Below are 11534 nucleotides of genomic sequence, written 5' to 3' on the forward strand. Positions count from 1 at the left end.
GTTCCCCATGAACCGCCGCACCATCCTTCGCTTCCTCTCCACCTCGGCTCTCGCCCTTGGCCTGCTCAGCAGCCTGCCGGCTTTCGCTGACGGCCTCGACAACGTCAAGAAGGCCGGCGTGCTGCGCGTGGCTGTACCACAGGATTTCCCGCCCTTCGGCACCGTGGGCGCCGACATGAAGCCCCAGGGTTACGACATCGACATGGCTGCGCTGATCGCCAAGGAAATGGGCGTGAAGCTGGAGCTGATTCCGGTGTCTTCCACCAATCGCATTCCCTACCTCACCACTGGCAAGGCTGATCTGGTGATCTCCAGCCTCGGCAAGAATCCGGATCGCGAAAAGGTGATCGACTTCACCATCGCCTACGCCCCCTTCTACAACGGCGTGTTCGGCCCGGCTGACGTCAAGGCTGCCAGTGCCGCCGATCTGGCCGGCAAGAGCATCGCCGTGACGCGTGGTTCGGTGGAAGACCTGGAGCTCACCAAGATCGCCCCGGCCACAGCCGTGATCAAGCGCTTCGAGGACAACAACACCACGATCTCGGCCTATCTCTCCGGCCAGACCCAACTGGCCGCAACCGGCAACGTGGTCGCGGCGGCACTCAACGAGCGCACCAAGCTGCGCCCGCTCACCTCGAAGTTCCTGATCAAGAACTCGCCCTGTTTCGTGGGCGTGAACAAGGGTGAAGTGGCCCTGATCGCTCGCGTCAATGAAGTCATCACCAAGGCCAAGAAAGATGGCTCGCTGAACCAGATCGCCCTCAAGTGGCTGCGCAACCCGCTGCCGGCCGAGCTGTAAGCACGCTTGGGATCTCGTCCTGCCGTGTCTCGATCAATACGGACAGAGGCTGAACAGAAATCGTAGGTGCGACTTCAGTCGCACACCCACCATGGAAGGCCGACTGAAGTCGGCCCTACGAAACATGGTCAGCCCTCGCTAACAGAACGGGGCAGTTTCATCGAGATTTCAACGCGCCGTAGCCGACCCTCACAGCCCCATGCCATAAGGATTCCCATGGCCTACGCATTTGATTTCACCGCTGTCGCCGAATACCACACCCAGCTCCTGAGCGGCGTGGGCTACACGCTGCTGCTCACGGCCGTGGGCGCCACGCTGGGGGTCGCCATGGGCACTCTCGGCGCGGTGCTGCGCGCCTGGCGCATCAAGCCTTTCGCGCAGGTGTTCGGCCTGTATGTGGAGCTCATCCGCAACACGCCCTTCATCGTGCAACTGTTCTTCATTTTCTTCGGCCTCCCGGCGCTGGGCATTCGCCTGGCCGAATGGCAGGCGGCCACGCTGGCTGTGGTGATCAATCTGGGCGCCTATTCCACCGAGATCATCCGCGCCGGCATTCAGGCTATTCCGCGTGGTCAGATCGAAGCGGCCGGTTCGCTGGCCATGACCCGCAGCCAGATCTTCCGCCATGTGGTGCTGCAGCCGGCGCTGCAGAAGGTGTGGCCGGCGCTTTCCAGCCAGATCGTGATCGTGATGCTGGGCACCTCGGTGTGCTCGCAGATCGCCGCCGAGGAGCTGACCTTCGCGGCCAACTTCATCCAGTCGCGCAACTTCCGCGCCTTTGAAACCTACATCGTGGTGGCGCTGGTGTATCTAGGTCTGTCGATCGCGCTGCGCGCCCTGCTCGCCCGCCTCGGCCAGCGCTTTGTCGTAAAACGGAGGGCCGCAGCATGATGATGGAATTCACCCTGTGGGACATCCTGCGCAACCTTGGCTTTGGCGCACTGTGGACCATCGGCCTCTCGCTCACCGCCTTCGTGCTCGGCGGCACCGCCGGTCTGCTGGTACTGGCCGCGCGGATGGCCAAGTCGCCCTGGTTGCAGCGTGGCGCGCGCGTCTGCATCGAGTTCTTTCAGGGCACGCCGCTCTTGATGCAGCTCTTCATGGTGTTCTTCGGCATCGCCCTGCTCGGCGTGGATGTACCGCCCTGGCTGGCCGCCGCGCTGGGGCTCACCCTATTCTCCAGCGCCTACCTCGCCGAGATCTGGCGTGGCTGCGTGGAGGCGATTCCGAAGGGCCAGTGGGAAGCGTCCGCGAGTCTGGCCATGACATGGCTGGAGCAGATGCGCCATGTGATCCTGCCGCAGGCGCTGCGCGTCGCCGTCGCGCCGACCGTGGGCTTTTCGGTGCAGATCGTGAAAGGCACCGCCGTGACTTCAATCATCGGTTTCGCCGAGCTCACCAAGACCGGCTCGATGCTCGCCAACGCCACCTTCCAGCCCTTCATGGTCTTCGGCTTCGTGGCGCTGGGCTATTTCATCCTGTGTTATCCGCTGTCGCACTACGCGGCAAGTCTTGAAAGGAAGTTCCATGGAAGCACCTCTGGTTCGCATTGATGCTCTGCATAAACACTTCGGCAGCAACCATGTGCTGAAGGGGATAGACCTGCGCATCCAGCAGGGTGAAGTGGTGGCGATCATCGGCCGCAGCGGCTCCGGCAAGAGCACCCTGCTGCGCTCGATCAACGGCCTGGAAACCTTCGATGATGGCCTCATCGAAGTCGATGGCGAACGCCTCTACGCCGGCCAGACCGATCTGCGCGCGCTGCGCCAGAAGGTCGGCATGGTGTTCCAGCAGTTCAACCTTTTCCCGCACCTCACTGCGGGCGAGAACGTGATGCTGGCGCCGCAAGTGGTGAAGAAAACGCCCAAGGCCGAGTGCGAGACGATTGCCCGCGCCATGCTCGCCAAGGTGGGTCTGGCCGAGAAATTCGATGCCTACCCGGACCAGCTCTCGGGCGGCCAGCAGCAACGTGTAGCGATTGCCCGCGCGCTGGCGATGGAGCCCAAGGTGCTGCTCTGCGACGAGATCACCTCTGCGCTGGACCCGGAACTGGTCAACGAAGTGCTGGCGGTGGTGAAGCAACTGGCCGCCGAGGGCATGACCCTGATCATGGTCACCCACGAGATGCGCTTCGCACGCGAAGTGGGCGACAAGCTGGTCTTCATGTACCAGGGCAGGGTGCATGAGAGCGGCCATCCGAAAGAACTCTTCGCCGCCCCGCAGACACCCGAGTTGCAGAACTTCATCGGCGCGGTCAACTAAGACGCTTCAATAAACACTATTCACCGCCACGACCCCGTCCGCAGCTAAGCTGCAGGGGTACTGAAACAGGATCCACAGCATGGCCATCGTCACCCTCGACCCCAACGCCCCCGCCTTCACCCGCCGCACCACCAATCTCGCTGACCCACGTCTGGGCGCGATTGCGGTGGCCTGCAGCGACGATTTCTTTGCCGACATGCAGCGCATGCTGGCGCCGGAGGAGCCGGTGTTCGTGCCGGGCAAGTATGACGCCCATGGCAAGTGGATGGATGGCTGGGAATCGCGCCGTAAACGCGGCCCCGGCCATGACTGGTGCATCGTGCGCCTGGCCCGCCCCGGCCAGATCGCCGGCGTGGAGATCGACACTCGCCACTTCACCGGCAACTACCCGCCCGGCGCTTCGCTGGAAGCTTGCTGCACCGACGCAGCCATCCCGGGTGCCGACACGCAATGGACCACCCTGCTGCCCGCCGTGGCGCTGGCCGGCAACAGCCGCCACTACCACGCGATTGACGATACGAACCGCTGGACCCATGTGCGCCTCTCGATCTACCCGGACGGCGGCATCGCCCGCCTGCGCGTATATGGCCGGCCGGATGCGTCCGCCGTGAAGCTCGGCAGCGAACTGGATCTGGCCGCCGCGATCAACGGCGCCTGGGTCGTCGCCACCAACAACGAACACTTCGGTCTGGCCGCCACCCTGTTGCTGCCGGGTCGTGGCGTGAACATGGGCGATGGCTGGGAAACCCGCCGCCGGCGCGAGCCCGGCAATGACTGGGTCATCATCGCGCTAGCCACTCCCGGCATCATTGAACGCATTGAAGTGGATACCGCCCACTTCAAGGGCAATTTCCCCGACGCCTGCTCACTGCAAGGCGCGTACATGGGGGAGGCAACGGAACAAAGCCTGATCACCCAGAGCATGTTCTGGGAGGAATTGCTGGAGCCGCAGAAGCTGCGCATGGATGCCGAGCACCGCTTCGCCAGCATCGCGATGGGCCCGGTGACGCATGTGCGCTTCAACATTTTCCCGGACGGCGGCGTGAGCCGGCTGCGCCTCTTCGGCAAGGTGGCGGCGTGATCGAACTCAAAGTCGAAGCGCTCAGCCGCGAGGCCTTCGCGCCTTTCGGTGAGGTCATCGAAGCCAGCGAAGCGGTGCAGCACTTCACCATCAACGCCGGCAGTACCGAGCGCTATCACGATCTGGCCGGGCTCGACGCCGGGCCCGCCGGCCGCCTGATCGTGAGCATCTTCCGCGGCCAGCCGCGTGCCCTGCCCTTCACCGTAAGCATGATGGAGCGCCATCCGCTCGCCTCGCAGGCCTTCGTGCCGCTCTCAAACCGACCCTATCTGGTCGTCGTCGCGCCGCCCGGCAAAGCCCCCACCGCGCAGGATCTGCGCTGCTTCCTCGCCAGCGGCCAGCAAGGCGTGAATTACGCCACCGGCACCTGGCATCACCCGCTGCTGGCGATCGACGCAGTGAGTGATTTCCTGGTGCTGGACCGTGCCGGCGAAGGCCCGAACTGCGACGAAGTCCAGCTCGAACCAGCGGCCTGTATCCCCGCAGACCGCTGAGCGCACGCTCAGCTGCACGACCCTCCTCATCGCCACGCCGGGCACCGCCGGCTGAAGCCGGCCCCGCAAACCTGGCCTACTTGCCCGGCGTACGCAGCATCCCGGTGATCAGGCGCGCGCCGCGCTTGAAGGTCAGGAATGACCACAACCAGCCCAGCGTCACCGCCACCCGATTGCGGAAATCGATCAGGAAGAAGATGTGGGCAATGCCCCACAGCCACCAGGCCAGCGCGCCCCGCAAACGGATCCAGCCGAAATCGGCCACTGCTGCATAGCGGCCGATGGTGGCGAGATTGCCGTAGTTGCGATAGCGGAACGGAGCCGGCTGTGGAAAGCCGCTGAGCCGCCGCGTGATCATGTCGCCTACATAACGCCCGGCCTGTTTGGCCGCCGGCGCCACCCCGGGCACCACCTGGCCCGCTACGTCGGTAAGGCTGGCGGTATCGCCAATCGCGAACACGCCTTCATGCCCCGGCACACTGAAGTCTGGCCCGACCAGCACCCGCCCGGCACGATCCGCCGCAGCACCGAGCCAGCCCGCAGCCGGCGAAGCCTGCACCCCTGCCGCCCACAGGATGGTGGCCGCCGGCACGCGTTCCTCGCCGATCACCACGCCCTCCGCATCACAGTTCATCACCCGGGCATTCACCCGCACGCTCACCCCCAGCTTCTCCAGCGAGCGCTTCGCAGCCTCCGACAACTCGGGCGTGAAGCTCGGCAGGATGCGTGGCCCGGCTTCCACCAGCAGCACCCGCGCCTTGCGCGGATCGATGCGGCGAAAATCCTTGGCCAGCGCGGCGCGCGCGAGTTCGATGATGGAACCGGCCAGCTCCACGCCGGTCGGCCCGCCGCCCACGATCACGATCGTGAGATTGGCGTCGCGCTCGGCGATGTCGGTGGCCATCTCGGCGCGCTCGAACGCCCACAGCAAGCGCCGCCGGATGCTCGTGGCATCTTCAATGGTTTTCAGGCCCGGCGCGTAAGGCTCCCAGTGGTCGTTGCCGAAATAGGCATGACGTGCGCCGGTAGCAAGGATCAGGTAATCGTAGGCAATCGCGCCGCTGCGCACGCCATTGTCGATGCTCACGCTGCGGGCGGCAGAATCGATGCCGGTCACCGTGCCCAGCACCACCGTCACATTGGGCTGGCTGGACAGGATGCTGCGCACCGGCCCGGCGATGTCGGCGGGCGACAAGCTCGCCGTGGCCACCTGATACAGCAGAGGCTGAAAGATGTGGTGATTGCGCTGGTCGACCAGCACGATGTCGACCTCCGCACTGGCCAGCGCACGCGCAGCGGAGAGCCCGCCAAAACCTGCACCGACGATGATGACTACCGGCCTTTTTTGATCACTCATTTTCATGGCTCCAGAAGGGGGGCTGATGGTCGCAGCAGGCTTCTGCCCACCGCTTCTCCGCCTAGGGGAAACCCTAGTGTAATTGCGGAAAAAGCGCACTCCGCAATGCAGCAAACCGATTCCGCCAGCAGCACCAAAAAACGCCTGCACACTGCACTCCCACGGTGCCCAAACACATGCTTGGCGATCCAACAAAGTGCTCTTCAGACGCCTGCATGCCCGCCCTGAGCAGCCCCTGCCAACGCCATGCGCATAGGCACACAAGCCAAAGCCTTGATTTTCATCAACACACCATTTCCTCACGTATGCTTGGCACGCCGATTGCTAAACAAGCAGTGGAGTAGAAGCTGTCAGTTGTGAAGCCTCAGGGCATGCGCAACAGGTCATTGCTCCGGCAGTCGTCAGCCCTGGCTGACGACTGTGTGCCCGCCAGCGGGCGCTTGTGTTCGTTACGGAACGCACCGGGGTTCGATCAGGTTTGCCAGCAGCCCGCGCAAGATCCGAATCGCCCCTGTGAGTTCCGGTTCCCCGCATGGCCCCCCATGCGAAAAAACTTCTCAACGGAGAACCGGCATGACAACAGCAACCCGTAGCCCTCTTGGTCGCCTGCTTGGAACCATCCTTCCCGCCGCACTGCTGGCCTTCGGCGCCAGCACCGTACAGGCAGAAGACAAGGTCACCTTCCTCACCTCGTGGTACGCCCAGGCCGAGCACGGCGGTTTCTATCAGGCTGTCGCCAAGGGCATCTACAAGAAATACGGGCTGGATGTCACGCTCAAGATGGGCGGCCCGCAGGTCAACGGCATGCAGCTGCTCACCGCCGGCCAGGCCGACTTCATCATGGGCTACGACCTGCAGGTGCTCAACTCGATCGAGAAGGGCATGCCGGTCACCACCGTTGCGACCTCTTTCCAGAAAGACCTGCAGGGCATGATGACGCACGACGACGTCAAATCCCTGGCCGAGCTGAAAGGCAAGACCATCCTCGCCGGCACCACCGCGCACACCACCTGGCTGCCCTGGATCAAAGCCCGCTACGGCTTCACCGATGCCCAGTTCCGCCCCTACACCTTCAACCTGCAGCCCTTCTTTGCTGACGCCACGCTGGCACAGCAGGCCTACCCCTCTTCCGAGCCTTTCCAGGCCATGAAGAACGGCGTGAAGGCCAACTTTTTCCTGTTCGCAGATGAGGGCTACCCGCCCTACGGCACCACCATCGTGACCATGCAGAAGACCGTGGCCGACAAGCCCGATCTGGTGGCCCGCTTCGTCAAGGCCTCGATCGAAGGCTGGAAGAGCTACCTCGCCGACCCGGCCGCCGGCAACGAGCTGATCAAGAAAGACAACCCGAAAATGGAAGACGAGCAGATCGCCTTCGGCGTGAAGCGCATGAAGGAACTCAAGGTCTTTGACGGAGGTGACGCCGCCAAGTATGGCGCTGGCATCATGACCGATGCGCGCTGGGAGCAGACCTACAAGTTCATGGTCGGTGCCGGCCTGCTCAAGGCGGACACGGACTGGAAGAAGGCCTACACGACGCAATTCGTGAAAGACCTGAAGATCATGCCCTGAAGCGATTCATGCACCGCGCTGCGGCCCGTGCCGCAGCGCACCCGACGAAGGCGACCCTCCTGGCACGCCGGTCGGACCGGCGAAGAAAGCGCCGCCCCGCATGGAGACCGATCATGCTCGTGACCCAACAGAAAATCCTGCGCCGTTTCTGGTACGCCATCATGCCAATGGCCAGGCTAGCCAGCGGCCCGCAAGCCTTCACCCTGCTCGGTGAACCCATCGTGATCTGGCAGAAGTCCGATGGCAGCCCGGCTGCCGTGCGCGACCGCTGCTGCCACCGCACCGCGAAACTCTCCAAGGGTTTCGTCGAGGGCGACCACATCGTCTGCGGCTACCACGGTTGGCAATACGACTGCCGCGGCGCCTGCGTGAAGATCCCGCAAAGCCCGGGCAACACGATCCCACCCGGCGCGAAGGTGGACGCTTTTCACTGCCAGGAGAAATACGGCTATGTGTGGGTGGCCCTGGAAGATCCGCTCAAACCGGTGTTCGAGATCCCCGAACACGCCGCGCCCGGCTATCGCTGCATCCAGCAGTTCGACGTGCGCTGGCAGACCGGCGCCCTGCGATTGATGGAGAACAGCTTCGACGCGGCCCACTTCGCCTTCGTGCACAAAGGCACTTTCGGCCAGTTCCAGGCACAGAAACCCGAGTTCTTCGAGATCCGCGAAACCGATTACGGCTTCGAGGCCGAAACCCGGCTGGTCATCAACAACCCGCCGGCCTCGCACCGCATCACCGGCAGCACCGAGCCCACCACGCGGCGCCACTTCCGCAATCAGTGGCACCTGCCCTTCAACCGCCGCCTGGGCCTGAGCTATCCGAACGGGCTGGAGCACCTGATCGTGACCTGTGCCACACCGATTGATGACGCACACATCCAGATCCTGCAGTGGCTCTACCGCAACGACAGTGAAGCCGACTGCCCGGCCAGCGAGCTTAACGACTGGGATCTGCGCGTAATCGCCGAGGACAAGGAAATCCTCGAAACGGTGGATGCCGATGCACCCGTGGATGTGAGCCGCCGCATGGAGCAGAACATGGCCGCAGACCAGCCGGGCCTGATCATGCGCCGGCGCCTGCTGGCGCTGTTGCAGGCGCACGGCGAACAGGAAATGCATCGCGCCACGGCTCAGGCCTGAACCCCCGTCACGCCGGCGCCTGCCGGAATGACGATTGGATTGAATGGCTGCCGGCATGCCGCGCAGCCCACTGGCGAAGGCGACCGTATTGGCACGCCGGCCGGAGCAGTAGAAGTCAAGGAGTACACGAAAATGCTGGTCACCCAACAAGCCGTGCTGCGTCGTTTCTGGTACGCACTGATGCCGATGACGGCCCTCGACGACGGCCCCAAGCCCTTCACCCTGCTCGGTGAGAAACTCGTGCTGTGGAAGCAGGCCGACGGCACGCCCGCCGCCCTGCAGGACCGCTGCTGCCACCGTACCGCGCAGCTCTCCAAGGGCTTCGTGGAGAACGGCCACATCGTCTGCGGCTACCACGGCTGGAGCTACGACTGCAGCGGCGCCTGCGTGAAGATCCCGCAAAGCCCGGGCAGCGCGATTCCGCCGGGCGCCAAGGTCAAACCCTTTCACTGCCAGGAGAAGTACGGCTATGTGTGGGTCGCGCTGGAAGCGCCGCTGCGCGACATCCCGCATTTCCCCGAAGACGGAGCCCCCGGCTATCGCCGCATCTTCCAGTTCTACGAGACCTGGAAAACCAGCCCGCTGCGCATGATGGAGAACAGCTTCGACAACTCGCACTTCTCCTTCGTGCACAAGGCCAACTTCGGCATCCTCGAGCAGCCGCAGCCGGCACCTTACGAGTTCAATGAAACCGACTACGGTTTCGAGGCCATCACCACCGTGCCGATCCGCAACCCTGAGGCCAGCCACCGCGTCACCGGCACCACCGAGCCGATCACCCATCGCCATCTCGTCAATCGCTACTACCTGCCCTTCTGCCGCCGCTTTGGCTGCACCTACCCGGCCAGCGGCACGGATCACATCATCTACAACTGCGCCACGCCAATCGACGACGACAACATGGTCCTCGTGCAATGGCTCTATCGCAACGACACAGAGGAAGCCTGCAGCACGCAGGAGCTGATCGACTGGGATGCGGCCATCACCGCCGAGGACCGCGACATCCTCGAAGCCACCGACCCGGATGCCTGCGTCGATACGCGCCGCCGCGTCGAGTTCCACATGCCCTCGGACAAACCCGGCCTGATCATCCGCAAGCAGCTGATGGACCTGCTGACGGCGCATGGCGAAACCGAAATTTTCCGCCCCTGAGCGTGGCGATCAGAAGGAGCTGAACATGCTGATGAAATACATGGATATCGAACCGGAACCGACCCTACTGGTGCCGGACGCGAACAGCGTGCTGTTCGCCAACCGCGTCGAGAAAACCTACCCCAACGGCACCCGCGCGCTGGATGAAGTGCGCCTCATCATCCAGCGCGGCGATTTCGTTTCGCTGCTGGGCCCTTCCGGCTGCGGCAAGAGCACCCTGCTCAAGATGTTCGCCGGGCTCGAATCGCCATCGCACGGCCATCTGCGCTGGCAGGGCGCGGATGCGCCCGGCAAGAGCGGCCTGAAGATCGCGATGGTGTTCCAGGAAGCCACCCTGATGCCCTGGGCCAGCGTGGCGGCCAATGTGCGCCTGCCGCTGGACCTGGCCGGGGTCCCGAAGGCCGAAAGCGAATCACGCGTGCAACAGGCGCTGAATCAGGTCGGCCTCGGGCGCTTCGGCAACTGCTATCCGCGCGAGCTCTCTGGCGGCATGCAGATGCGCGCCTCGATCGCGCGGGCGCTGGTCACCGAACCGGATGTACTGCTGATGGACGAGCCCTTCGGCGCCCTCGACGAATTCACGCGCAACAAGCTCGATGCCGATCTGCGCAGCCTGTGGGCTGCGAAAGCCGGCAAGCTCAGCGTGATCTTCGTGACCCACAGCATCTACGAGGCGGTGTACCTCTCCAGCCGCGTCGTGATGATGGCCGCCCGCCCCGGCCGCATCGTGGCCGACCTGCCGATCCCCGAGCCGCAGCGCGATGAGGAATTCCGCCTCTCGCCAGCCTTCACCGAACACTGCCGTGATCTCTCGGCCCGCCTGCTGGCGGCCAGTGGCGGCGAGTTGCAGCACGACTGAGGAGCGCCACCATGAAAACCCCTCTGTTACACCGCCCTGCCGTGGTGAAAATCGTCGCCCCCTTGCTGCTGGGCGTTTTCCTGCTGCTGGTGTGGCAAGTGCTGTGCACCGCCTGGAAGGTGCCGACCTATCTGGTGCCCAAGCCCACCGACATTCTCGCCACTCTGTGGACCGACGGCCCCGGCCTGCTGCGCGCGCTGGGCGTCACCCTCAAAATCACCTTCCTGGCCTTCTTCGTGGCGGTGGTGCTGGGGGTGGCAGCGGCTTTCCTGTTCGTGCAGAGCAAGCTGATCGAAACCAGCCTGTTCCCCTACGCGATCCTGCTGCAGGTCACCCCGGTGGTGGCGATTGCGCCGCTGATCATCATCTGGGTCAAGAATCCCACTGCGGCCCTGGTGGTGTGCGCCACGCTGGTCGCGCTGTTTCCGATCATCTCCAACACCGTGCTGGGGCTGCGCAGCGTGAATCCGGGCCTGCTGAACCTGTTCCGCATCAATGGCGCCTCGCGCTGGCAGACGCTCACCCGCCTGCGCATCCCGAGTGCCTTGCCCTGCTTCTTCGGCGGCCTGCGTATCTCCAGCGGCTTGGCCCTGATCGGGGCTGTGGTGGCGGAGTTCGTAGCCGGCACGGGTGGCACCGGCGCCGGGCTGGCCTACGAGATCCTGCAGGCCGGCTTCCAGATCAACATCCCGCGCCTGTTTGCCGCCCTGCTGCTGATCTCGATCACCGGCGTGCTGCTGTTCTCGCTGATGGCCTGGCTGGCAAAGATTTCCTTGTCGCACTGGCATGAGAGCGAGATGAGCTGACAGACAAACG

At 64.1% G+C, this 11534-nt stretch carries 12 protein-coding genes; 11 read left to right on the plus strand and 1 reads right to left on the minus strand.

Annotation, left to right across the window (positions count from 1 at the left end):
* The first annotated feature begins 7 nt into the window (after nucleotides 1-7).
* The 6 genes from C0V76_RS07650 (at nucleotide 8) to C0V76_RS07675 (ending at nucleotide 4636) form a co-directional block, all read left to right on the plus strand.
* Nucleotides 8-799: a transporter substrate-binding domain-containing protein gene (locus tag C0V76_RS07650; RefSeq protein WP_101941804.1), complete on the plus strand. Its 792-nt coding sequence runs from the start codon at nucleotides 8-10 to the stop codon at nucleotides 797-799.
* A gap of 216 nt (nucleotides 800-1015) precedes the next feature.
* Nucleotides 1016-1690, plus strand: coding sequence for an amino acid ABC transporter permease (locus tag C0V76_RS07655; protein WP_101941805.1), 675 nt, complete (start codon nucleotides 1016-1018; stop codon nucleotides 1688-1690).
* Entirely contained in the window at nucleotides 1690-2352 is a 663-nt protein-coding gene (locus C0V76_RS07660) for an amino acid ABC transporter permease (protein WP_371460099.1), read from the plus strand. The genes C0V76_RS07655 and C0V76_RS07660 overlap by 1 nt, the downstream gene beginning before the upstream one ends.
* Entirely contained in the window at nucleotides 2327-3061 is a 735-nt protein-coding gene (locus C0V76_RS07665) for an amino acid ABC transporter ATP-binding protein (protein ID WP_101941806.1), read from the plus strand. Before C0V76_RS07660 ends, C0V76_RS07665 begins: the two co-directional genes overlap by 26 nt.
* Before the next feature lie 79 nt (nucleotides 3062-3140).
* Nucleotides 3141-4142, plus strand: a complete 1002-nt coding sequence (alc, locus tag C0V76_RS07670; RefSeq protein WP_101941807.1) for an allantoicase — start codon at nucleotides 3141-3143, stop codon at nucleotides 4140-4142.
* The gene (locus C0V76_RS07675; RefSeq protein WP_101941808.1) at nucleotides 4139-4636 is read left to right on the plus strand and encodes an ureidoglycolate lyase; all 498 of its coding nucleotides are present in this window, start codon (nucleotides 4139-4141) and stop codon (nucleotides 4634-4636) included. Before alc ends, C0V76_RS07675 begins: the two co-directional genes overlap by 4 nt.
* A 76-nt stretch (nucleotides 4637-4712) precedes the next feature.
* On the opposite strand, the gene C0V76_RS07680 is transcribed toward C0V76_RS07675, so the two are convergent.
* The gene (locus tag C0V76_RS07680) at nucleotides 4713-5993 is read right to left on the minus strand and encodes an NAD(P)/FAD-dependent oxidoreductase (protein ID WP_101941809.1); all 1281 of its coding nucleotides are present in this window, start codon (nucleotides 5991-5993) and stop codon (nucleotides 4713-4715) included.
* A gap of 573 nt (nucleotides 5994-6566) precedes the next feature.
* On the opposite strand from C0V76_RS07680, the gene C0V76_RS07685 reads away from it, so the two are divergent.
* The 5 genes from C0V76_RS07685 (at nucleotide 6567) to C0V76_RS07705 (ending at nucleotide 11524) form a co-directional block, all read left to right on the plus strand.
* A complete protein-coding gene (locus tag C0V76_RS07685) occupies nucleotides 6567-7565 on the plus strand; it encodes an ABC transporter substrate-binding protein (protein ID WP_101941810.1) in 999 nt (332 codons plus the stop codon).
* A 113-nt stretch (nucleotides 7566-7678) separates the two neighbouring features.
* Entirely contained in the window at nucleotides 7679-8707 is a 1029-nt protein-coding gene (locus C0V76_RS07690; protein WP_101941811.1) for an aromatic ring-hydroxylating dioxygenase subunit alpha, read from the plus strand.
* Nucleotides 8708-8734: 27 nt separating this feature from the next.
* Nucleotides 8735-9859 (plus strand): aromatic ring-hydroxylating dioxygenase subunit alpha, encoded by a 1125-nt coding sequence (locus C0V76_RS07695; RefSeq protein WP_216821692.1) that lies wholly within the window; start codon nucleotides 8735-8737, stop codon nucleotides 9857-9859.
* A gap of 25 nt (nucleotides 9860-9884) precedes the next feature.
* Nucleotides 9885-10718 (plus strand): ABC transporter ATP-binding protein, encoded by an 834-nt coding sequence (locus C0V76_RS07700; RefSeq protein WP_101942225.1) that lies wholly within the window; start codon nucleotides 9885-9887, stop codon nucleotides 10716-10718.
* An 11-nt stretch (nucleotides 10719-10729) separates the two neighbouring features.
* Nucleotides 10730-11524: an ABC transporter permease gene (locus tag C0V76_RS07705; RefSeq protein WP_101941812.1), complete on the plus strand. Its 795-nt coding sequence runs from the start codon at nucleotides 10730-10732 to the stop codon at nucleotides 11522-11524.
* Nucleotides 11525-11534: the final 10 nt, after the last annotated feature.

This window comes from Uliginosibacterium sp. TH139, from assembly GCF_002855595.1.
Taxonomy (GTDB): Bacteria; Pseudomonadota; Gammaproteobacteria; order Burkholderiales; family Rhodocyclaceae; genus Uliginosibacterium; species Uliginosibacterium aquaticum.

Excerpts from the sequence above, each read along its gene's own strand:
- C0V76_RS07650 (WP_101941804.1), top strand. The coding sequence starts at position 8 with ATGAACCGCCGCACCATCCTTCGCTTCCTCTCCACCTCGGCTCTCGCC.
- C0V76_RS07660 (WP_371460099.1), top strand. The coding sequence starts at position 1,690 with ATGATGGAATTCACCCTGTGGGACATCCTGCGCAACCTTGGCTTTGGC.
- C0V76_RS07690 (WP_101941811.1), top strand. The coding sequence starts at position 7,679 with ATGCTCGTGACCCAACAGAAAATCCTGCGCCGTTTCTGGTACGCCATC.
- C0V76_RS07685 (WP_101941810.1), top strand. The coding sequence starts at position 6,567 with ATGACAACAGCAACCCGTAGCCCTCTTGGTCGCCTGCTTGGAACCATC.
- C0V76_RS07655 (WP_101941805.1), top strand. The coding sequence starts at position 1,016 with ATGGCCTACGCATTTGATTTCACCGCTGTCGCCGAATACCACACCCAG.
- C0V76_RS07665 (WP_101941806.1), top strand. The coding sequence starts at position 2,327 with ATGGAAGCACCTCTGGTTCGCATTGATGCTCTGCATAAACACTTCGGC.
- alc (WP_101941807.1), top strand. The coding sequence starts at position 3,141 with ATGGCCATCGTCACCCTCGACCCCAACGCCCCCGCCTTCACCCGCCGC.
- C0V76_RS07705 (WP_101941812.1), top strand. The coding sequence starts at position 10,730 with ATGAAAACCCCTCTGTTACACCGCCCTGCCGTGGTGAAAATCGTCGCC.
- C0V76_RS07680 (WP_101941809.1), bottom strand. The coding sequence starts at position 5,993 with ATGAGTGATCAAAAAAGGCCGGTAGTCATCATCGTCGGTGCAGGTTTT.
- C0V76_RS07700 (WP_101942225.1), top strand. The coding sequence starts at position 9,885 with ATGCTGATGAAATACATGGATATCGAACCGGAACCGACCCTACTGGTG.
- C0V76_RS07695 (WP_216821692.1), top strand. The coding sequence starts at position 8,735 with ATGACGATTGGATTGAATGGCTGCCGGCATGCCGCGCAGCCCACTGGC.